The sequence below is a fragment of the Streptomyces sp. SA15 genome (assembly GCF_002291145.1).
Classification (GTDB): Bacteria; Actinomycetota; Actinomycetes; order Streptomycetales; family Streptomycetaceae; genus Streptomyces.
In genome coordinates, this window is record NZ_NTGE01000197.1 from 37,096 (window position 1) to 56,782 (window position 19,687).

Genomic DNA, 19,687 nt, shown 5'->3' on the forward strand with positions numbered 1-19,687 from the left:
CTTCCGGAGTGGCCAGTTCGCGCCCCGAGTGCGGCGTGCGCCTCCCGTGTGCGGATGCCGTCAACCGGGCCGGTCGGCCTCCCGCGGACGGGGGTCGGGGACCCCCCGCGTGATCTTCGGCACGGTCGGCAGCGATAATGGATCTCACACGTGCCCCCATCCCCACATGGACTCATGCCGACCTCCACCAGCGTCCGCGCCACGATGCCCCCCACGGTGTGGCTGGCCCGTGGCCGCCATGTCGGACCCGCCCCGCGGGACGCTCTCCTGCGCCGTCTGCGGCAGCTCAAGGACAGCGGCACCATCGACGACTACCGCGATCCGTCCGAGGCCGAGGACGCCGGGGACTCGGGCAGCTCCGGGGACTTGGGGGAGCTCGTCCTCGAGGCCCGCTGGCGGGTCGCCGAGACGGTGACCGTACGCGCCCGGCTCACGCTCGCGCCCGCCTCGGACGACGGCCAGGAATGGGTGCTGGCGGCGGAGGCGGAACGCCCGTGGGACCAGCGGTGGCCCTCCCCCGCGACCATGTTCTGGCCCGAGGAGCCGGACGCCGACTGGGACCACGACGCCGCCACCGGCCTGCGCCTGGGGGACGTCAACCGGCTCCCCTCGGACGACAAGGCCATGCGGCGCGTGCTGCGGGACGCCGTACGCGGCAGCTGGGCCGTCAACGTCGTCGTGCACGAGGCGATGACACCGGACGAACGCGGTCTGCTGCCGCTGGCCCGGCTGCTGCCGGTGAGCCTGCGGCACCGTGTGGTGGAGCACCGCGCCGCACCGCACCAACTGCGCGCCGTCAACTGGGCCCTGCGGGGCATCGGCGTGGAGGTACCGCGCGGCGGGGCCATCGTCCTGCCCGGGCATCCGGCCCCGCCCGAGTACACCGGCGACGATTTCTCCGTACGCACTGTCTTCCTCGACGGCTCGGAGCCCTCCGAACTGATCGAGGCCCTGACGCGGTACGTCGCGTCGCCGAGGCCGTTCCCCGACGGCGCCGAGGACGCCGTCACCGCGCTGCGGGAGCAGTGGCGGCTGCTGACGCTCGAAGAGGAACTCGCCCGGGAGCGCGCCCTCGTGGCCATGTACGCCGAGGCGCTGGAAGCGATGACCAAGTCCCGGGACCTGTACCGGGAGGCCGCCGAAGCGGCCCACGAGGCGTTGGCCGCGTACCGCGAGAACGCGGCCTCCATCCCCGTACAATCGCAGCCGCCCGTCGGGCACCCCGCGTCCCCGCTCCAGCAACTGAGCCGGACGCTGGACCGGCTCAGAGGTACCGCGAAGGCCCTGCGTCCCACGCCCGGCCCGCGTGAGGAAGGCGACGCCGACGGCGGGGCGGACCGCTCCGACCGATAGTCAGGTCACCTGCTCCGCCTACGAGGCTTTCACGGCCGTTGTCCGGCCTCTGGGGGACGAGGAGTCCCGCAGCTGACGGAAGTCGAGGAACATACTCGGCACGCACCTCGCGGGTCGCCGGGTCAGTCCGCCGAACGGTGGGCCTCAGCCATCGGACGGAGCGGCGGGTCCGTCTGCCGCTGCCAGGCCAGACGCGCGATCAGGGCTGTCAACGCCGCCAGAGACGCGCATACGGCGACCGGGCCGACGAGCGAGGCAGGGGCCAGCATCAGATCCAGCGCCCGGGACAGGCCTGCGGAACGCGCCCTCTCCTCCAACAACTGCACCGCGGCCACCGCGGCCGGCAGCACGACGGCCGCGACGAGCAACGGGCCGGTCGGCCGTACGGTCAGCAACAGCGCCAGGAGCACGCACGCGGCCGACACCGCGAGGGCCAACCCGTAGACCCGGACGGACTCGCCGTCGCGGCGCAGCGGGAAACTGAGCGCTCCGCACACGGCGAGCGCCAGGACGACCAGCCAGACCGGCCGGTACGCGGGGCTCGGCGCCCGCTCCGCCACCCGGTACCGCCGAGGTTGCGCGGGACGGGTGGTCCTGCGGACCTCGCGGACGGGCAGCGGGTCACCGTCCTCCCCTGGCAGTTCCTCGGTCCCCTCCGTCGGCGGTGCCGGCTCCGGCTCGGGTTCCGGCAGGTCCGCGCGGGCCTGCCGTTCCTCCGCGAGCCGACCTGTCAGGTCCACCAGCTCCTCCACCGACCCGCCGGCGGCGGGCCGCACCGCCTCCTCACCGCGGTGGGGTTCCAGCGGTGTCCGGTGCAGCGACTCCAGCAGCCGGCTCACCTCCGCCACGTGCCGCCACTCGGCCGCCGCGCGGATCGCCTCGTCCGCGCCGGCGGCGTCGCGCGGCGGCCGGGTCAACAGGGCCACCAGCCGGGTGACGTCCTCGACGGTCCGGCCCGCGCCGACCGCGCGGAGTGCGGCGATCGTGGCCTCGGCGTACTCGGGTGACTGCTCCAACAGCGTGATGAGGTGGGCGATGTCCTCGAGCGGCCGGTCCGCCACGGCGGCACGCACCAGTTCGTCGACCGGATCGCCGTACGCGGACTCAACCGGGTCGTCGGTGGCGGCGGACTCGACCGGGTTGGTGATGGCGACGGATTCGACCGGGTCGTTGGTGACGGTCGGTTCGGTGTGGGGTATATCGGCTTTGTTCGACTGGGCTGATGAAAAGCCGGTGGTCATGCTCTGCTCCAGGGAAAGAGTGCGGCCGCTCTTGGCGCCCCGACGCGCGACACGCGACGTTTGACGACCATTACTAGGCGTCCCCGCCGCGGCGCGCCACCCGGGTGATCCACAGGGATGAGCGCCTGCCCCGCCGTGCGCGGGGCCCCGCACCGGCCGGTCGGCGCCGACGTTCTGACAGGCGTTCGGACGTACTGGACGCTCCGGCAGGCTATGTGGGCGCCAAATAAGGGAATTCGACAAGCAGCGCACGCATCGCGGCGCATCGGCTTGAGGAGGCCGCCGTGGATTCGACCACAGCAGTCATCGTCGTCGTCGCGCTTCTCGCGGCACTGGCACTGGCCGTCGCCGTCCTGCTGCTGGTCCGGCTGGTCCGGGCCCGGCGCAGTCTGCGGCGTGCGGGACTGCCGACCGGGCCGCGCTGGGTCTTCTGGGGCGCCCTGCTGTATTTCGTACTGCCCACCGACGTGTTGCCGGACCCGGTGTACCTGGACGACATCGGCGTCCTGCTCCTCGCGCTGCGCTCCCTGCGAGGCTCCCCGACAGGCGCCGGCCCCCGCTCGGACCATGACTACGTACCGTAAGGCAACCATTCATCCGTTCGATTCGTATAACTCTCTGGAAGCCCGAGGAAGTCGGCGGACCGAACGAGGCCGCAGGGTGACCGTCGTTTGATCGCAGCACCACCGGCGAGGGAGAGACGATGCAACCGTTCGCGCTCAACTACGCACGTCCGGCAGCGGAGTTGGAGGCCACCACTCCGTATTTCTACGACTCCGGACTGCAGTTGAACGTGTTGTTCGACGGGCGGATAGCCGCCTGCGACCACGGCCTGATGAGGGAGTTGGGGACCACGACCTCCACCGCGGGCTCCAAGACGCACTTCGACGACTGAACACGGGCACCCGACCATGACCGTGTTGATTCTTACCTGCGAAGAGGACGTGACCGCGGACATGGTGGTCGTGCACCTCAACGCAACGGGGGTTCCGGTGGTCCGGCTCGACCCTGCCGATCTGACCGGTGGTGTCGCGCTGTCCGGGGAGTATGTGCACGGTACGTTCCGCGGCCATCTGTCGGCCGCGGGCCGCCTGGTGAGCATCGGGGGGCTGCGGTCCGTCTGGGTGCGCAGGCCGGGAACACCGGCCGCGCGGGCGGCCGCGCCCTCCGCCTGGCTGACCGAGGAGGCCTCCCAGGCTCTCTACGGCATGCTGCGCGGCTGTGACGCGCGCTGGATGAACCACCCCGACGCGGCCCGCCGGGCCCGCCACAAGCCCTGGCAACTGCGGCTCGCCCAACGCTGCGGCCTGCCCGTGCCGGCCACTCTCATCACAACGTTCCCGCAGGCGGCACGGGAGTTCGCGGAACGCTATCCGGACCTGGTGGTCAAGCCGGTCTCCGGCGCCCATCCGCAGGATCCGCCCCGGGCGGTGCCGACCAGCCGTGTCGCCCCGGACACCGACTTCTCTGCCGTCGCGTACGGTCCCACGCTGCTGCAACGGCGCGTCGCGAAGCGGGCCGACATCCGCCTGACGGCTGTGGGCGAGCGGATGCTGGCCGCCCGCAAGGCCGGCCCCGACGACGCCGACGAGGTGGACGTCCGCTTCGCCGCGGCCGGCTCCCCCTGGCGTCCCACCGACGTTCCGCCGCGCGTCGCCACCGCCGTCCAGGCGTATCTGCGGGCCGCCGAATTAGCCTATGGCGCCTTCGACTTCGCCGAGGACGCGGACGGCACCTGGTGGTTCCTGGAGTGCAACCAGTCGGGGCAGTTCGGATTCATCGAGGTGGAGACGGGTCAGCCGATCGCGCGCGCCATCGCCGAGTGGCTGGCCCGACCGGGCCCACCACCGCCGCAGGCCCACGCCAACGGGGCGAACACGGCGGTGCGATGAGCCGGGTCAGTGCGGGCGCGGGCCGGGCAGGGCAGCCCGCTGCCAGCCCGCGCCCGGGGAGGCGGGGCGCTCGGCGGGGAGGCCGGGAGCGTGGGACTGCAGCGGTCGCATGACGTACTCCAGTTCCCTGCTCACACGCTCGGCCTCCCTGCGTGTCTGAGTGGGAACGTCGCCGTGCTCGGCGACGAGTCGGTCGTAGATGGGAGAATCCTGGAACACCCGTCAACGCGCCTTTCGTGTCACAGCCCACGAGCATGGGCACGACTGCCGAGTCTATGCGCCCCCGCACACCGAGATGTGCATTCGAGTGGTGGGCTTGACACAGGGCACGTGTACGCCCCGCGGTCAGGCTCCTGTCGTGGAGCCCGGCCGGACGATCATGAGGACGGTGACCGTGGCCCACAACAGGTTGAACAGGCCGGTGAAGATGGCCAGTTGGACGGTGCTGGCGCGCTCCACGGGCTGGTGCTCGGTCAGTTGGCCGAGGAGTTCGTCCTGGCGGGGCAGTACGAAGGCGACCAGGATCCCGGCGGCCGCGGCGGTCAGGGCGATGGACGTGACGAGCCAGCCGCTGCCGAGGACACCCATCGCCAGCGCCGTGGCGAGTCCGAGGACGGGTACGGCCAGGCCGATACCGGAGTAGACCCGGCAGATGCGGTGCAGCAGCCGCACGGTGCCGACCCCGTCCGGGCCCGCTAGGGCCTGTGTCGGAAGTGGCGTCGTCCGCCCGGCAGGCGCCGCTTCCGACACAGGCCCCAGGGCGCGGCGCGCGGCCGGCGGGAACATGCTGGCCGCGACGGTGACGGGTCCGACGGCGACGATGGCGGCCAGGACGTGCAGGGTCAGCAGGAACTTGGTCATCGGGTGGGGTGTCTCCCTGTGCTGCGAGCGGCGGTGTCCGGCCCACCCTAGGAACCCCGTGGGTGATCACACAGGGGCGGAAACGACAGGTTCCAACGGATTCTCGCCAACACGTCCATCAGCGTTTCCACCGCGGCTGCGGCGCCGTACAGGACTCATGCCGCATGGCGGGAACCTGCCTATCGTGGCGCTCATGCATACGGTGGCGATCCTGGTTCTCGATCAAGTGGTGCCGTTCGACATGGCCGCGCCCATGACGGTGTTCGACTGGACACGGCTGCCCGACGGCCGCCGCCCCTACCGGGTGCGGCTGTGCGCCGAGGCGCCGGAGGTGCGCGCGGACGGGGACGGTTTCGCCCTGCGGGTGGAGCGGGGACTCGAGGCGCTTGCGGACGCCGACACGATCATCGTGCCGGGCTGCTCGGAGGAGGCCGGTCCGCCGTCCGCCGACGTGGTGGCGGCGCTGCGGCGGGCCGCCGAGGCCGGCACCAGGATCGCGTCCGTGTGCGTGGGGGCCTTCGTGCTGGCGGAGGCCGGACTGCTGGACGGCTTGCGGGCCACCACCCACTGGGTGGCCGCCGATGTGCTGGCGCGGCGCTATCCACGCGTCGAGGTGCAGCCGGACGTGCTGTATGTCGACAACGGGCAGATCCTCACCTCGGCCGGAGCCGCCGCGGCCATGGACATGTGTCTGCACATGATCCGGCGGGATCTGGGGTCGGCCGTCGCCGCGCATGCCGCCCGGATGTCCGTCATGCCGCTGGAACGGGAGGGCGGGCAGGCCCAGTTCATCGTGCACGAACACCCGCCCGTGCCGCGCGGCTCGAGTCTCGAACCCCTCCTGGAGTGGGTCGAGGACAACCTGGCCCACGACATCACCCTCGGGACGATGGCGGCCCGCTCGGGGATGAGCGAACGTACCTTCAGCCGTCGATTCCGTGAACAGACGGGCACCACGCCGTTGCAGTGGCTGCTGCGGGCGCGCGTACGGCGGGCCCAGTACCTGCTGGAGAACAGCGACCACCCGGTGGAACGGATCGCGGGACAGGCGGGGTTCGGTTCACCCACCGCCTTCCGCGAACGGTTCCGCCGGGTGGTCGGCACCACTCCACAGAACTACCGCGCCGCCTTCCAGGGCAGGAAGACTGTCGTCCCGGCCGCACGCCCCTGAACGGCGTACGGCCGGGACGACGCGACGTCACACGGCCATCCGCAGCCTGTTCTCCTCGTCAGGGTCCGTCGCGCCGGCATCCGGGCGCGCGGCCTCCATCAGCAGGGCGTCGGCCTTGGCGACCGCGTCGTAGATGTCGCTCGTACCCATCATCACGCACAGTGTGTAACTGACGTCCGCCAGTTCACGTGCCGTCGCCTTCCTCTCCCTCTCCGCCTGAGCGATCCGCAGCGATGCGTACCGAGTCAGCAGCTTCCTGACGACCTTGGGGTCCGGAACGAGCACGTAGCGCCCCTCTCTCGAGTTTTCGCTGCGTATGCCCGATCCGTGCCGGACCATGCGTCTGAGTGGCCGCGCGGGGCGCATTTGGCGCAAAACCGTTACTTCCCGTCTTGCGCTCCCCGTGCGCCGTCAGGCGACCTGCCCGCTGTGCAGCGCCGTGTACGCCCCGCCCCGGCGCAGGAGTTCCTCGTGCGTGCCGATCTCCTGGATACGGCCGTCCCCCATCACCACGATGCGATCCGCGCCCCGTACGGTGGACAGCCGGTGCGCCACCACGAAGGTGGTGCGGCCGTGCAGCAACCGGGCGAGCGCCTGCTGTACGAGGGCCTCCGACTGGGTGTCCAGCGCCGAGGTCGCCTCGTCCAGGACGAGGACTCTGGGGTCCCGGATCAGGGCGCGGGCGATGGCGAGGCGCTGACGCTGCCCGCCGGACAGCCGGGCGCCGCGCTCGCCGACCAGGGTGTCCAGGCCCTGCGGCAGCCGGTCGACGAACTCCAACGCGTTGGCGTCGCGCAGGGCAGCCCGCACCGCCTCCTCGTCGGCCTCGTCCTCCATGCCGTAGGCGACGTTCTCCCGGATCGTGCCGTCGAACAGGATCGACTCCTGCGGTACGACGGAGACGAAGCGCCGGTACGTGCGCAGGTCGAGGGTGTTCATGTCGGTCCCGTCGAGCAGCAGCCGGCCCGAGGTGGGCCTGATGAAGCCGATGACGAGGTTGAGGACCGTGGACTTGCCCGCGCCGGACGCGCCGACCAGGGCGACGGTCTCGCCCGGCGTGACGGAGAGCGTGAAGTCCCGTACGGCGGGCCGGCCGCTGTCGTCGTAGGCGTGGCCGACGCCTTCGAAGGTGACGGCGCCGCGCAGCGCGGCGAGTTCGGTCTTGCCCTCGTTGTCCTCGAGTTCGGGCGCCTGAAGCACCTCGCCGACCGAGCGGACGGATTCCAGACCCTTGGTGATGACCGGGGCGAGCCCTGCCAACGTTGTCGTGGAGTTGGTGAGCGTGGTCAGGAAGGCGCTGAGCATGACGACGTCGCCGGGGGTGACGCCCCAGACGCCGTGGTACGAGATCAGCGCGGCGCCGGCCAGGACCAGCACGCCGACCACGTTGAGGACGACCCAGGCCAGCGAGGCGAACCGGCCGTTGACGAGATCGAGGCGCATCCCGGAGGTCAGCAGCCGGCGCAGGGTGCCGTCCATGCGGCGCAGCGCCTTGCCCTCCAGGCCGTGGGCGCGGGTGACCGGGATGAGCCGGGTCATCTCCGTCACTCGGGACGACAGTGTCTCGACCTCGTGCCGGAAGTGCTCGTTGTGGGTGCGCAGCCGGGCCCGGAGCCGGGCGACGACCATCGCGGCGGCGGGTACGACGACGAGGAAGACGGGGACGAACTCCGGTGTGCGGACGGCGATGATGACGAGGCCGCCGACGAGCACGGTGGTCGCTCCGAGCCCGGTCTCGGCGGTCTGCTGCACCATCTGCTCGACGGTCTCGACGTCGCGCACCACCTTGGCCTGGAGCACACCGGCGCTGACGCGGGAGTGATAGCCGATGGACAGCTGCTGCATGCGCGTGCACAGCGCGGAGCGCAGGTCGGTGCCCATGCGGCGCACGCTGCCGTACAGGAGGCGTACGTACAGGAGGTGCAGCGGGTAGTTGACCAGCAGGATGAACAGGATGATCCCGGTGCTCGTCCAGAGCCTTGAGACCGGCTGGTGCTGGACGACGGTGTCGATGATGGACGCGGTGATCAGCGGCAGCAGCCAGACGGGGCTGTGCTTGACCGTGAAGATGCCGACCGCCGCGGCGAGGCGGTGGCGGTCGGCACGGAACAGGTAGGCGAGGGTGCGTACGGGATGTTCGTCCCGGTAGCGATGGTCGAGCGGTCTCTCGAGCGACGACGCCATGGGCGGTGGTCCTTCGCGGTTGCCGTGGGCAGGGCAAGCGCTTTCCTTCCCTGGCGGACAAGGAGTACACCAGGCAGGGGAAGGAGCCTCGGAGAGGGTGCCGACGTTCTGGTGGGAGGCGTCACACGCCCAGCGTGCGGGCTAGCTCCGTCGTGGCGCGGGCGATCTCGGTGTCCTTCTCGGCCATCAACCGCCGCAGGGCGCCGCGCCGTTCGTGGACGGCCTGTCGCGCGGCGCGCTCCCACACCACATGGTTCTCACGGTGGTTGAGCAGCTTGGGATAGACGGCGGCCGTGCTCTCCCACTGCCGGGCGTCGGCGATGCTCTTGAGCAGCTGGATGATCTCCGCGCGGCAGGTGACGTCGGGCCGCTGGGCGAGTTCCCACAGGAAGGGGACCGTGGCGGCGGTGGCCTGTTCCACGACGAAGCCGTACTGGCAGACACGTCCCCGCAGTTCGCCGAGTGCGGCGCGGGCGGTGTCGGCGTCGCCCCGGGCGACGCGGTCGAGGAGCCGCGGGATGGCCGCCGCGCAGCCGGTGGAATCCTGGATCTCGCGCCACGGCACCCGGTCCAGGCCCGTCAGGGGCGTGGTTCTGGCCGTACCGGTGGGCGGCACGGGGTGGTCGGTGCGCTCGGTGCTCGGCTGGCGCTTCGGAGCGGTGCGCATGGCGTGGGGCCTTTCCGCGGCGGTCATGTCAGGGGGGAGGGAAGGTCGACAACTTGGCCCAGACGGTCTTGCCGGCCGGGGGTTTGAGGGTCCAGCCCCACTCCTCGGCCAGAGCGTCGACGATGCACAGGCCACGGCCGTGCTCCCGCAGACCGGAGCCGTCGGTGGCCGGGTACTCGGGCGGGTTGTCGCCCGAGTCGGAGACGGTGAGCATCACATGGGCTGGATCGAGCAGCAGGCCGAGCCAGACTTCCGTCTCGCTCGCGGGGAGCCGGGGCAGCGCGTGGGCCACGGCGTTGGCCGCGAGTTCGGTGATCACCAGGGCGGCGTCGTCGCTGCGGTGGTCGAGCGACCAGCAGTGCAGCGTGTCCCGGGTGAAGGACCGGGCCTCGGCGAAGCCCTCCCCGCTGCATCTGATGCGCAGTACGGCGGAGCCGGCGGCGTCGCTCGGGCGCACCGGCCTCAGGGACGGTTGCTCACTCGGGTCCACCGTTCGCGGCCGCGGCGGGAGCCCGCCGGTCATGTCCGCTCCACCTGCCCCGGGCAGCACCTCACCGGGCTGCCGGAGCACGTGGTTCGCAGGTGATGACACGACATCTCCCTGATGCGACGTCAAGACAGCGGGCCAACGTGGGGGTTGACGCCGGAGCTATTATCCACGCTGACAGCGTCCGCGTGCAATTGCACGAGAAATTGCACGAAAGACGGGTGGGGCGGGAGGGGCCGTGGAACGCGGTCCGTCCCTTCCCGTCAGGCCGGGCACGGCGCCCGGTGAGGAACGTGAACAGCAAGGAGACTGCGGTGCCACCAGTGCAGAACGGAGTGCGGGCGAGTTCGTTGGACGCCCGCTGGATCAAGAGCCGGCACAGCAACGCCGAGGGCAACTGTGTGGAAGTGGCCGCTCTGGTCGGCGGGAGCATCGCGCTGCGCAACTCCCGTGACCCCGACGGTCCGGCCCTCGTCTACACGCCGGCCGAGGTCGCTGCGTTCCTCGCCGGCGCGAAGGAGGGCGAGTTCGACCACCTGCTGTGACGGAGAGGTCGACTCCCTTGCGTACACGGATGGATGCGGTGAGGCACGGCGGAGTGCGATAATGTAAGTCGCCTCTATGCCGGTTTACTGGGAGTCAGGATGTCCGCCGAGTCGCATCGCATCTCCCGTCTGCAGCCGTATCTGGACCGCCCGGAGCCGGCTCCGACCCTGCTGAAGATGCTGGTCGGCGTGCAGCTTGCGGGTTTCCGCGAGGACGCCGGGTTCGCCCAGGACCAGGCGGCGCGCGCTCTGGGGTTCAGTGCGGCGAAGCTGTCCCGCATCGAGTCGGGCAAGGGCCGCCGTCCGCCCGCGGAGGGCGACGTCCGCGCGCTGCTGGAGCTGTACGGCACCGATGACTACGAGGCGTCGGTGCTGCTCCAACTTCTGCGGCGCGCCGGTGAGCCCGGCTGGTGGCAGCGCTACGACAAGCGGTTGATGCCCGAGTGGTTCGACCGGCTGGTCGGCCTCCAGGAGGCGGCCGCCGCGATCCGTACCTTCGAGATCCAGTACGTGCCCGGCCTGTTGCAGACCCCCGACTACACCCGGGCAGTGGTGGAACGCGGTCTGCCCGCCGCGGCCGCCGGCGAGGTCAGGCGCCGGGTCGAACTGCGCACGCGGCGCGCGGAGTTGCTGTTGCGCGCGGATGCCCCGCAGCTGTGGGCGGTCGTCGACGAGTCGGTGCTGCTGCGTGTCCTGGGCAGTCGCGAGGTGATGCGCGAGCAGCTCAAGCATCTGGTCGAGATGGCCGAACGCCCGAACGTGACCGTGCAGGTCGTGCCGCTGGACGTCTCGGGTGCCTCGGCGCCGTCCTTCCCGATCACGTATCTCCGTTTCGGCGGCTTGGACCTGCCGGACGTCGTCTACCTCGAGCACATCAAGAGCGCCAACTTCCTCGAGGACCGGGACGAGACGGAGGAGTACCGCCTCGCTCTGGACCGGCTGGCCGACGAGGCGCTCGAACCGAGGGATTCGCTGGAACTGCTGCGCGGGACGATGAAGCAGCGTTACGGCGCCTGAACCCGCAACGCCCCCCGCAGGAGTCCCGTGGGGGGCGTTCGTGGTTTCTCAGTGCTGTTCGTTTCTCGGGTGCTACGGGAGGCGGGCGACGCCGCCGAACTCGATCCATTCGTGGGTGAGCTGACGGGGCGCCACCTCGGAGTCCGGTCGCCAGGTGGAGACCTCCATGAGGCCCGGTTCGAGGATCTCCAGCCCCTCGAACCACTCGGCGACGTCCTTCTGCTGACGGACCCGGCCCCAGTGCCCCTGGGTGGCCTGGTCCATGAAGTTGGTGACGAAGTCACGGACTTCGGGGTCCTCGCTGACCAGCTGGCACATCACCATGAAGCTGCCGGGCGCCAGCCGTTCGACGACACGGCGGACCAGGGCGGGGGGACCGTCGGTCTCGCTGTCGGGGATGCAGTGCATCACCGAGTTGAACAGCACGGCGACGGGCTGGGAGAAGTCGATCAGACGCTTGGTGTCCGGGTGCGAGAAGATCGCGTCGGTCTCCCGCATGTCCGCGTGGATGACGGCCGTGCGCTCGTCCTGCTCCAGCAGGGCGCGGCCGTGGACCAGCACCATCGGGTCGTTGTCGACATAGATCACGTGCGAGGTCGGGTCGATGCGCTGAGCGACCTGGTGGACGTTGTCCTGGGTGGGCAGGCCGGAGCCGTGGTCGAGGAACTGCCGGATGCCGTGGTCCGCGGCGAGCACCTTGACGACCCGCTGCAGGAACCGCCTGTTGTTGATGGCCAGGCGACGCGTGCTCGGAACGACCTTGTCGAGTTCCTCGCACGCCGCCCGGTCGGCCGCGTAGTTGTCCTTGCCGCCCAGGTAGTGGTCGTACATGCGCGCGGCCGTGGGTACGGTGGCGTCGATCGACGTGGACAGCTGCTTACCCGTGTGCATCATTCCCCCAGCTTCGTGCCGCGCCAACTGGCCTGGCAGGACAGGGAGTCCATCCTAGGGACCCGACGATCGCCGATGCCAGTCCATGCGCGATCCTCCGCAGTGGAAGGGTGAGGTCGAGCGGGGATGGGGCGGGCGCGCCGTCCGTTTGTGAGCCGGCGCGTCGGCCGCGGTGGGCAGGCTGGGCTGCCGTCTCAAGCCCGGCTCCCCAGCCCGACACCCCTCACATCAGGCGGCATCCAGCTCCGCGACTTCCTCCGGGGTGAGGACGAGGTCCGCCGCGGCGGACGAGTCGCGGATCGTCTCGGGGCGGCTCGCGCCCGGGATCGGTACGACCACCGGTGACTTGGCGAGCATCCAGGCCAGGCACACGCGCTGCGGGCTGACTCCGTGGGCCGCGGCGATCCGGGCGAACGGGGCGTGGGCCGAGCCCAGTTCGCCGGCGCGGGAGATGCCGCCGAGCGGGCTCCAGGGCAGGAAGGCGATGCCGAGTTCGTCGCACAGGCGCAGTTCGGGCTCGCTGGAGCGGAACGCCGGGGAGAACTGGTTCTGCACGGCGACCAGCCGACCGCCGAGGATCTCGTTGGCCTGCCCGATCTGCTCCGGATCGGCGTTGGAGATCCCCGCCATGCGGATCTTCCCCTCGTCGAGGAGGTCCCGGATCGCGCCGACGGACTCCGCATACGGCACCTTCGGGTCGGGGCGGTGGAACTGGTAGAGGCCGATGGCCTCCACGCCGAGCCGGCGCAGGGAGGCCTCGCAGGCTTCCTTGAGGTGCCCGGGGCTGCCGTCCAACGTCCAGCTGCCGTCTCCGGGGCGCAGATGGCCGCCCTTGGTGGCGACCAGGACGTCCTGGCCCCGGTCGTGGGTGGCGAGTGCCTTGGCGATGAGGGTCTCGTTGTGGCCGACCTCGTCGGCGCCCATGTGGTAGGCGTCCGCGGTGTCGATCAGTGTGAGGCCCGCGTCGAGGGCGGCGTGGACCGTGGCGAGGGATCGTGCCTCGTCCGGTCGCCCCTCGATGGACATGGGCATGGCGCCGAGGCCGATCGCGCTGACTTCGATGTCACCGATGCGGCGAGTGTGCATGTGCTCGAGACCTCTTTCGGCTGTCGCGCGGAAATCGATGGTGTCTTACGCCGCCAACTAGTGCCCCGGCAGGCAACGTTTGCCCGTCAAGGAGCGCCCCACCGCGCAGCGGCCAAAGAACGTTGCCTGTCGGGGCACTAGGTTCGCGGCGCCGGGCGCTCACCAGCCTCTCCGCCCGCTGTCCCGTAGGTCCAATAGAAGAATGAGAACGCATTCAGCAGCCGGGCTGCTGAATCCCTGCGGCGGAGGGCGAGCGGGTCGCCGAACCCGACGGGGCTTGCCCATCCGCCCTGTCGATGTGCGACGCTCACCCTTGACCGTCGGCCACCCGGCACCGGTCGTCACCAGGTTCCACGGCGTGGAGAGGCGGCGGTATGCGCATAGGACTGCTCGGCACCGGTCCCTGGGCGCGGATGGCTCACGCCCCCGCCCTGAGCGGGCACGACGAGCTGGACTTCGTCGGGGTGTGGGGCCGCCGCCCGGACGCGGCCAAGGAGCTGGCCGGCCTCCACGGCACGCGCGCCTACGACGACGTGGACGCGCTTCTCGCCGATGTGGATGCCGTGGCCGTCGCGCTGCCCCCGACCGTGCAGGCCGAGCTCGCGGTGCGTGCCGCGGGGGCGGGATGCCACCTGCTGCTGGACAAGCCCCTCGCAGCGACCGTAGAGCAGGGGCGGGCCGTGGTCGATGCGGTCCAGGAGGCCGGCGTCGCCTCGGTGGTCTTCTTCACCACCCGCTACTGGACCGAGACCGAGGCGTGGATCACCGAACAGGCGGGCAGGGGCGGCTGGTTCACCGGCCGGGCGCAGTGGCTGGGTTCGGTGTTCACCGGTGACAGCCCGTTCGCGGACTCGCCGTGGCGGCGCGAGAAGGGCGCCCTGTGGGACGTCGGTCCGCATGCCCTGTCCATCCTCCTGCCGGTGCTCGGCGACGTCCGGCGTGTGACGGCGGCAGCGCACGGCCCCGCCGACACGGTGCACCTGGTCCTCGACCATGCCGGCGGCGCGTCGAGCACCCTGACCCTGAGCCTCATGGCCCCGCCGGCGGCAGCGGGAGTCGAGGTCGAGCTGCGGGGCGAAGCGGGGGTGACGCTGCTCCCGGACAGCCAGGAGGGCCTCCTGCCCGCCGTCACCCGCGCCGCGGACGCCCTGCTCGCCTCCGCCCGCACCGGCCGCCCCCACCCGTGCGACGCCACGTTCGGCCTGCGGGTCACCGAGATACTGGCGGCGGCCGAGGACGTACTGAACGGCGGCTGATCCTCGCCCATGGCCGTGGGGGCCGCGTCGCTCACCCGCCGGACGGGTCGTCGGCGAGCGGCTCGTCGCTCCAGCGGAACCACGCCCGGTCGCCGGCGATGTGCAGCAGGAACTCAGGGACGGGACCGTCCGGCGAGGACAGCGACACACGTCTGCGGATCTCGTCGTAGGCCGTCTCCCACTGCTCCCAGTGTTCCTCGTCGTCCCGTTCGGCCAGGGCTAGTTCACGGGCGAACAGTTCCTGTACGGCGCCGAACGCCGGGCCGGCCGTGAACCGGCCCGACAGCCACGGGAAGTCGGCGTCGTCGATCAGGATCTCCCCCACTGCCCCGTCGTCACCGCGCACCTGCCAGACCTCGCCGTCGAACCCCACCGCACCTCCGTCGCCCGCTGCCGGTCACACCGACGATCAGCATGCCACCCGGCACTGACAGACGGGCCTGACTGCCTGTCAGTGCCGGGGCGGACGACTTCAGTCCGTGGGCACGACCTCAGCCGATACGGGTCGCGTGGAAGTTGAGGCGTTCGCTCACGACGGGGTAGCCGGCCTTGGTGAAGTTCGCGGCCATGGGGAAGTTGCCCTGGTCCGTCGCGGCGCCGATGAACTCCGCGCCCCGCTCGACCAGGAAGTGGGTGCACTCCGCCAGAAGGTCGTAGGCGTAGCCGTGTCCGCGCTGTTCCGGCAGGACCCCGATGAAGCCGACGCACGGCCCCGTCGGATTGTGCGCCGGGATGTTGATGCCCACCGGATCCCCCTGCGGGGTGTGGGCGACCTGCCACCACTCCCTCGGCGACGGGCACCAGTGGAAGAAGTCGAGCTCCTCCTGGGCGGCCCTTTCGAGGCCGCCTTCCTCGATCGCCAGCAGGGCGTGGGCGTCCAGAGTGGCGGAGTGGATGCTGCGCAGCGCGTCGAAGAACACCGCGTCGTCCGGTTCGGGCCGGAACACCAGGCGGCCGGGCCGCTCCGGCAGGCCGCACTCCGGCGTCCACCGGTACAGGAAGCGTTCCACCAGGAGTTCGTATCCGGCCGTGCGTGCGGCGGTGAAGCGGGTCTCGGCGGCGGCGCGCAGGTCAGGGTCCTCGCGCCAGCCTCCGGGCAGGTTCAGTTCGAGTTCGACCTGCCAGGGAGCGGTGCGCAGGAGTTCCGCGCCCGCTTCCTCCTCCCCTTCGGCCACGTCGAACCAGTTGATGTTGACGGGCTCGGTGTCGTCGGGGCCGCCCCACCAGGCGCCGCGCGCCACGACCCTGCCGTCACGCAGGGCCACCCGCTTCCAGTCGGGGCGGTGCCGGGTGCGCCGGTGCCCTTCACGGGCGCCGAGCGGGTCCGGCAGGGAGTCGAAGAGAGGTGCGTCGCGCTCGTCGAGCGCGCGAATGACCAGATCGGTCATGGGGATGTCCTCCGGGATGCATGCTGCGTGGAGCGCTCCCGGTCAGACGAAGCACGCCGGGGCAACGGAAAGGGAGCGCTTGAACGGTGTGAACTGCACGGCACTCGCCTCCTTCCGTCGGTCTCGGGCGTGGCGCTTCACAGTACACCGATTAAGCGGCCCTTAAGGCCGGATCAAACGCTCACCGCTCTGTATACGGCGAGGACGGCCGTCCATACCATCGGGACCCAACTACCGCGTGAGAGCGCTCTCAAGGCCCCACCAGGCGCCCGCACGTCAACACCGTGCCCTTCAAGTGATCGAGGAGACCCCCCACATGACACCTCGTCATCAGCACCGTCTCGGTCGTCGCAAGCTGCTCTTCGCCCTGGGCGGTGCCACCGTGGCAGCGCCCGCCGTCGCCGCCCTGGCCCCCCACGCCCTCGCGGGCACCACCGACGGCGCGGACGCGCCCGCGGCGGCCGCCGCCCTGCCGCTGACGATCGTCAACGACAGCGGTTCCTTCGGCAACGCGAGCGTCCACGTGTACATCGTGGGAAACCAGGACGGCCGCCAGGTGCGGGTCACCCCCGACGGGGCCCTCGCGCCGATCGCCCTCTCCGACAACGGCGCCGACGGCTACACCGACTACGCGATCGGTCTGACCGGCAGCGGCGAGACCCGGCTGTCCCTGCCGTACATGTCCGGCCGGATCTATGTGGCGCTGGGCCAGAAACTCAAGCTCAAGGTCGTCACGGACGGCAACGGCGACCCCGCGCTGCAGTATCCGGCCGGCTGGGTGGCCTCGGACCCCAACCACGCGGTGCTGCACGACTGTGCCGAGTTCACTTACAACTCCGCCGGCATGTTCTGCAACACCACCATGGTGGACATGTTCAGCGTGCCGCTGAGCATCCGGCTGACCGGCGCGAAGGATCAGACGACGGGCACGCTGCGCCCCTCGGGGCGTGCGGACGCCTTCGCCGCCGTACGACGGATCGAGGAGTTCGCGCCGCTGGTCGTGGACGACACCCGGGTCATCGCCCCTGGTCACGGGCTGGACGCCGGCCTGTTTCCCAAGGACTATTTCGCGCCGTCCATCGACGAGGTGTGGAGTGCGTACACCGGCAACGACCTCACCGTGACCACGAACGCGGGCGCCTTCACCGGCCGGGTGCGCGGTGAGCGGCTCACCTTCGAGGGGCCCGCGCCGGTCTCCTTCGCCAAGCCGTCGACCCGGGACGTGCTCTTCTGCGACGGCAACCTCGCCGCCCCCAACGACGGCACGACCGGCCCGGTCGCCGCCGTGCTGGGCGCCGGGTTCAACCGCTCCACGCTGCTCAGCGCGCCCGCCCAGCCGACGACCGACGCCGCCTCCTTCTACCGGACCGCGCTCACCAACCACTATGCCAAGGCGATGCACGCGGCCACCGAGGACGGCAAGGCGTACGGCTTCGCCTTCGACGACGTGGCCGACTTCGCCTCGTACATCCAGGACACGGCGCCCACGGGGATACGGCTGACGCTCACGCCGTTCTAGGCGGCGCGGCCTGTGGGGACGGTCCGGCACGGGGTGCCTGGGCCGTGGTGGCAGCGCGGTCGTCCGCTCCCTCATGGGACCCCCATGGCCGGGCACCCGGGTCGTGGGTGTGCCGTTCCCGGTCTCTCGGGATGCACGGTGCGCCCGCGCGATGAATGGTGATATCGGGACCGGTGAAAATCCGGGACCGAGGAATGATCCGGATCCTAGGAGCAGACCATGCCGACGTCACAGCCCGACGTATCCGGGCCGTCCGAGGACCGCGCCACCCCGGACGCCCTGCTCCACACCCGCACCGGCACCGATGTGTCGCCGGAGGACGTGGTGCTTGCCTCAGGCAAGGACCTCACCCCGCGCACTCTCGAATGGGCCAGGCGGAAGCTGGAGGCGGAGGGACCGGCCGCTCTCGACAAGCTGCTGCCGTAGCCGGGCGGCACGGTAGTCGCGGGACCGCTTCCGGGGCCTCGTCCGGCCGGGGCTCCGGGGCGGTCGCGTCCTGCCCGTGGCAGTGCACCGCGGGCCTGTGCGGACTGTCCCCGTACCGTCCGCGCCCGGCGCAGATCACAACCGCCGCGCGCCCGCCGGGACTTCACCCACGCCTCGACTCTCTCCCGGCCAGGGCCGCCCCGCGCCTCGGCTCCGTCCCGTACGGCGGCTCCCCGCGCCCGGCAGTTGCCCGTTCGCCCTTTCGAAGAGCACCCCGGGGCTGTCAGACTCCGGAGCGTGCCCGACTTCGACATGCTTGTCATCGGATCCGGCCCGGGCGGCCAGAAGGCCGCCATCGCCGCGGCCAAGCTGGGCCGCCGGGTCGCCGTCGTCGACCGCCCCGACATGGTCGGCGGGGTCTCCATCCACACCGGGACGATTCCCTCCAAGACCCTGCGTGAGGCGGTGCTGTACCTCACCGGTCTGACCCAGCGCGACCTGTACGGACAGAGCTATCGCGTGAAGGAGGACATCACCGTCGCCGACCTGACCGCACGCACCCAGCACGTGGTCAGTCGCGAGGTCGACGTCGTCCGCAGCCAGCTCTCGCGCAACCACGTCGCCCTCCACTCCGCGACCGCCCGCTTCGTCGACGCCCACACCGTCGCCCTGCGCGAGGTCACCGGCCAGGAACGCCTGCTCAGCGCCGAGCACATAGTGATCGCCACCGGCACCCGCCCCGCCCGACCCGACAGCGTGGAGTTCGACGGGCGGACGATCATGGATTCGGACAACGTCCTCGCCCTGGAACGGGTGCCGCGCTCCATGGTCATCGTCGGCGCCGGCGTGATCGGCATGGAGTACGCGTCGATGTTCGCCGCGCTCGGCAGCAAGATCACCGTGGTCGAGAAGCGCTCCGGGATGCTCGACATGTGCGACGTCGAGGTGATCGAGTCGCTCAAGTACCACCTGCGGGACCTGGCCGTCACCTTCCGCTTCGGCGAGACGGTGGCCGCGGTCGAGCGGCATCCCCGGGGCACCCTCACCGTCCTGGAGAGCGGCAAGAAGATCCCCGCCGACGCCGTGATGTACTCGGCGGGCCGGCAGGGCCTGACCGACGACCTCGACCTCGACACGGCCGGGCTCTCGGCGGACCCGCGCGGCCGGATCACGGTGGACGAGCACTACCGCACCGAGGTGCCGCACATCTACGCCGTCGGCGACGTCATCGGATACCCGGCGCTGGCGGCGACCTCGATGGAACAGGGCCGTGCGGCGGCGTACCACGCGTGCGGGGAGCCCGTGCCCCGGATGCACAACCTGCAGCCGATCGGCATCTACACCATCCCCGAGATCAGTTTCGTGGGACGGACCGAGGACCAGCTGACCGAGGACCGGGTGCCGTTCGAGGTCGGCATCTCGCGCTACCGCGAACTGGCCCGGGGCCAGATCATGGGCGACTCGCACGGCATGCTCAAGCTGCTGGTCTCGCCCGAGGACCGCACCCTTCTCGGCGTGCACTGCTTCGGCAGCGGCGCCACCGAGCTCATCCACATCGGTCAGTCCGTGATGGGCTGCGGGGGCACGGTCGACTACCTGGTCGACGCGGTGTTCAACTATCCGACGCTGGCGGAGTCCTACAAGGTCGCCGCCCTGGACGCCACCAACAAGCTCCGTCTGATCGACCGGATCGGGGACTGAAC

At 70.9% G+C, this 19,687-nt stretch carries 22 protein-coding genes; 11 read left to right on the forward strand and 11 right to left on the reverse strand.

All coding sequences use genetic code 11. From position 1 onward, the window contains the following. Window positions 1–174: 174 nt before the first annotated feature. Complete coding sequence (locus CLM62_RS42080) at window positions 175–1,353, forward strand: hypothetical protein (protein ID WP_095755162.1); 1,179 nt, start codon at window positions 175–177, stop codon at window positions 1,351–1,353. Between the two features lie 122 nt (window positions 1,354–1,475). Here the strand turns inward: CLM62_RS42080 and CLM62_RS42085 are convergent, their stop codons facing one another. Beyond that, window positions 1,476–2,594, reverse strand: a complete 1,119-nt coding sequence (locus CLM62_RS42085) for a hypothetical protein (RefSeq protein ID WP_257004408.1) — start codon at window positions 2,592–2,594, stop codon at window positions 1,476–1,478. Between the two features lie 284 nt (window positions 2,595–2,878). Between CLM62_RS42085 and CLM62_RS42090 the strand changes: the two genes are divergently transcribed. From CLM62_RS42090 to tgmB, 3 genes are all read left to right on the forward strand, one after another. Beyond that, on the forward strand, window positions 2,879–3,178 hold the full coding sequence (locus tag CLM62_RS42090) for a YkvA family protein (protein ID WP_095755163.1): 300 nt from the start codon (window positions 2,879–2,881) through the stop codon (window positions 3,176–3,178). A gap of 119 nt (window positions 3,179–3,297) precedes the next feature. Further along, a complete protein-coding gene (tgmA, locus tag CLM62_RS42095) occupies window positions 3,298–3,489 on the forward strand; it encodes a putative ATP-grasp-modified RiPP (RefSeq protein ID WP_095755164.1) in 192 nt (63 codons plus the stop codon). 16 nt (window positions 3,490–3,505) lie between these two features. Continuing rightward, window positions 3,506–4,486: an ATP-grasp ribosomal peptide maturase gene (gene tgmB / locus CLM62_RS42100; protein ID WP_095755165.1), complete on the forward strand. Its 981-nt coding sequence runs from the start codon at window positions 3,506–3,508 to the stop codon at window positions 4,484–4,486. Between the two features lie 6 nt (window positions 4,487–4,492). Here tgmB and CLM62_RS42105 read toward each other — a convergent pair whose 3' ends face one another. Both CLM62_RS42105 and CLM62_RS42110 read right to left on the reverse strand, forming a co-directional pair. Further along, window positions 4,493–4,705: a hypothetical protein gene (locus CLM62_RS42105; RefSeq protein ID WP_095755166.1), complete on the reverse strand. Its 213-nt coding sequence runs from the start codon at window positions 4,703–4,705 to the stop codon at window positions 4,493–4,495. Between the two features lie 126 nt (window positions 4,706–4,831). Beyond that, window positions 4,832–5,347, reverse strand: a complete 516-nt coding sequence (locus CLM62_RS42110; RefSeq protein ID WP_095755167.1) for a hypothetical protein — start codon at window positions 5,345–5,347, stop codon at window positions 4,832–4,834. Between the two features lie 193 nt (window positions 5,348–5,540). Here CLM62_RS42110 and CLM62_RS42115 point away from each other — a divergent pair, with 193 nt between their 5' ends. After that, on the forward strand, window positions 5,541–6,518 hold the full coding sequence (locus CLM62_RS42115) for a GlxA family transcriptional regulator (RefSeq protein ID WP_095755383.1): 978 nt from the start codon (window positions 5,541–5,543) through the stop codon (window positions 6,516–6,518). A gap of 27 nt (window positions 6,519–6,545) precedes the next feature. On the opposite strand, the gene CLM62_RS42120 is transcribed toward CLM62_RS42115, so the two are convergent. From CLM62_RS42120 to CLM62_RS42135, 4 genes are all read right to left on the reverse strand, one after another. Next, the gene (locus CLM62_RS42120) at window positions 6,546–6,803 is read right to left on the reverse strand and encodes a DUF5133 domain-containing protein (RefSeq protein ID WP_095755168.1); all 258 of its coding nucleotides are present in this window, start codon (window positions 6,801–6,803) and stop codon (window positions 6,546–6,548) included. Window positions 6,804–6,929: 126 nt separating this feature from the next. Then, the gene (locus CLM62_RS42125) at window positions 6,930–8,702 is read right to left on the reverse strand and encodes an ABC transporter ATP-binding protein (protein WP_095755169.1); all 1,773 of its coding nucleotides are present in this window, start codon (window positions 8,700–8,702) and stop codon (window positions 6,930–6,932) included. 121 nt (window positions 8,703–8,823) lie between these two features. Continuing rightward, the gene (locus tag CLM62_RS42130) at window positions 8,824–9,369 is read right to left on the reverse strand and encodes a hypothetical protein (protein ID WP_095755170.1); all 546 of its coding nucleotides are present in this window, start codon (window positions 9,367–9,369) and stop codon (window positions 8,824–8,826) included. Window positions 9,370–9,397: 28 nt separating this feature from the next. Beyond that, a complete protein-coding gene (locus CLM62_RS42135; RefSeq protein ID WP_095755171.1) occupies window positions 9,398–9,892 on the reverse strand; it encodes an ATP-binding protein in 495 nt (164 codons plus the stop codon). Window positions 9,893–10,170: 278 nt separating this feature from the next. On the opposite strand from CLM62_RS42135, the gene CLM62_RS42140 reads away from it, so the two are divergent. After that, the gene (locus CLM62_RS42140; protein WP_095755172.1) at window positions 10,171–10,401 is read left to right on the forward strand and encodes a DUF397 domain-containing protein; all 231 of its coding nucleotides are present in this window, start codon (window positions 10,171–10,173) and stop codon (window positions 10,399–10,401) included. Between the two features lie 99 nt (window positions 10,402–10,500). Further along, entirely contained in the window at window positions 10,501–11,418 is a 918-nt protein-coding gene (locus tag CLM62_RS42145) for a helix-turn-helix transcriptional regulator (RefSeq protein ID WP_095755173.1), read from the forward strand. A gap of 72 nt (window positions 11,419–11,490) precedes the next feature. On the opposite strand, the gene CLM62_RS42150 is transcribed toward CLM62_RS42145, so the two are convergent. Together CLM62_RS42150 and CLM62_RS42155 are read right to left on the reverse strand one after the other, a co-directional pair. Continuing rightward, window positions 11,491–12,309 carry an SAM-dependent methyltransferase gene (locus CLM62_RS42150; protein WP_095755384.1) on the reverse strand — a complete coding sequence of 273 codons (819 nt, stop codon included), beginning with the start codon at window positions 12,307–12,309 and terminating at the stop codon, window positions 11,491–11,493. Between the two features lie 228 nt (window positions 12,310–12,537). Next, entirely contained in the window at window positions 12,538–13,395 is an 858-nt protein-coding gene (locus CLM62_RS42155; protein WP_095755174.1) for an aldo/keto reductase, read from the reverse strand. Between the two features lie 374 nt (window positions 13,396–13,769). Between CLM62_RS42155 and CLM62_RS42160 the strand changes: the two genes are divergently transcribed. Further along, the gene (locus tag CLM62_RS42160; RefSeq protein ID WP_095755175.1) at window positions 13,770–14,651 is read left to right on the forward strand and encodes a Gfo/Idh/MocA family protein; all 882 of its coding nucleotides are present in this window, start codon (window positions 13,770–13,772) and stop codon (window positions 14,649–14,651) included. A 31-nt stretch (window positions 14,652–14,682) separates the two neighbouring features. On the opposite strand, the gene CLM62_RS42165 is transcribed toward CLM62_RS42160, so the two are convergent. After that, a complete protein-coding gene (locus tag CLM62_RS42165) occupies window positions 14,683–15,024 on the reverse strand; it encodes a hypothetical protein (RefSeq protein ID WP_095755176.1) in 342 nt (113 codons plus the stop codon). A 118-nt stretch (window positions 15,025–15,142) separates the two neighbouring features. Then, on the reverse strand, window positions 15,143–16,039 hold the full coding sequence (locus CLM62_RS42170; RefSeq protein WP_095755177.1) for a GNAT family N-acetyltransferase: 897 nt from the start codon (window positions 16,037–16,039) through the stop codon (window positions 15,143–15,145). Between the two features lie 316 nt (window positions 16,040–16,355). Here CLM62_RS42170 and CLM62_RS42175 point away from each other — a divergent pair, with 316 nt between their 5' ends. From CLM62_RS42175 to sthA, 3 genes are all read left to right on the forward strand, one after another. Continuing rightward, a complete protein-coding gene (locus CLM62_RS42175; RefSeq protein ID WP_095755178.1) occupies window positions 16,356–17,558 on the forward strand; it encodes a beta-1,3-glucanase family protein in 1,203 nt (400 codons plus the stop codon). Between the two features lie 219 nt (window positions 17,559–17,777). Then, the gene (locus CLM62_RS42180) at window positions 17,778–17,984 is read left to right on the forward strand and encodes a hypothetical protein (RefSeq protein ID WP_095755179.1); all 207 of its coding nucleotides are present in this window, start codon (window positions 17,778–17,780) and stop codon (window positions 17,982–17,984) included. Between the two features lie 297 nt (window positions 17,985–18,281). After that, window positions 18,282–19,685, forward strand: a complete 1,404-nt coding sequence (sthA, locus tag CLM62_RS42185) for a Si-specific NAD(P)(+) transhydrogenase (RefSeq protein WP_095755180.1) — start codon at window positions 18,282–18,284, stop codon at window positions 19,683–19,685. The last annotated feature ends 2 nt before the right edge of the window (window positions 19,686–19,687 follow it).

What these genes read in the sequence shown, in the direction of transcription:
- CLM62_RS42125 (WP_095755169.1), bottom strand. Translation starts at nt 8,702, where the DNA reads ATGGCGTCGTCGCTCGAGAGACCGCTCGACCATCGCTACCGGGACGAA.
- CLM62_RS42155 (WP_095755174.1), bottom strand. Translation starts at nt 13,395, where the DNA reads ATGCACACTCGCCGCATCGGTGACATCGAAGTCAGCGCGATCGGCCTC.
- CLM62_RS42160 (WP_095755175.1), top strand. Translation starts at nt 13,770, where the DNA reads ATGCGCATAGGACTGCTCGGCACCGGTCCCTGGGCGCGGATGGCTCAC.
- CLM62_RS42135 (WP_095755171.1), bottom strand. Translation starts at nt 9,892, where the DNA reads ATGACCGGCGGGCTCCCGCCGCGGCCGCGAACGGTGGACCCGAGTGAG.
- CLM62_RS42180 (WP_095755179.1), top strand. Translation starts at nt 17,778, where the DNA reads ATGCCGACGTCACAGCCCGACGTATCCGGGCCGTCCGAGGACCGCGCC.
- CLM62_RS42080 (WP_095755162.1), top strand. Translation starts at nt 175, where the DNA reads ATGCCGACCTCCACCAGCGTCCGCGCCACGATGCCCCCCACGGTGTGG.
- tgmA (WP_095755164.1), top strand. Translation starts at nt 3,298, where the DNA reads ATGCAACCGTTCGCGCTCAACTACGCACGTCCGGCAGCGGAGTTGGAG.
- CLM62_RS42110 (WP_095755167.1), bottom strand. Translation starts at nt 5,347, where the DNA reads ATGACCAAGTTCCTGCTGACCCTGCACGTCCTGGCCGCCATCGTCGCC.
- CLM62_RS42145 (WP_095755173.1), top strand. Translation starts at nt 10,501, where the DNA reads ATGTCCGCCGAGTCGCATCGCATCTCCCGTCTGCAGCCGTATCTGGAC.
- CLM62_RS42115 (WP_095755383.1), top strand. Translation starts at nt 5,541, where the DNA reads ATGCATACGGTGGCGATCCTGGTTCTCGATCAAGTGGTGCCGTTCGAC.
- CLM62_RS42130 (WP_095755170.1), bottom strand. Translation starts at nt 9,369, where the DNA reads ATGCGCACCGCTCCGAAGCGCCAGCCGAGCACCGAGCGCACCGACCAC.
- CLM62_RS42170 (WP_095755177.1), bottom strand. Translation starts at nt 16,039, where the DNA reads ATGACCGATCTGGTCATTCGCGCGCTCGACGAGCGCGACGCACCTCTC.
- CLM62_RS42085 (WP_257004408.1), bottom strand. Translation starts at nt 2,594, where the DNA reads ATGACCACCGGCTTTTCATCAGCCCAGTCGAACAAAGCCGATATACCC.
- CLM62_RS42175 (WP_095755178.1), top strand. Translation starts at nt 16,356, where the DNA reads ATGACACCTCGTCATCAGCACCGTCTCGGTCGTCGCAAGCTGCTCTTC.
- CLM62_RS42150 (WP_095755384.1), bottom strand. Translation starts at nt 12,309, where the DNA reads ATGCACACGGGTAAGCAGCTGTCCACGTCGATCGACGCCACCGTACCC.
- tgmB (WP_095755165.1), top strand. Translation starts at nt 3,506, where the DNA reads ATGACCGTGTTGATTCTTACCTGCGAAGAGGACGTGACCGCGGACATG.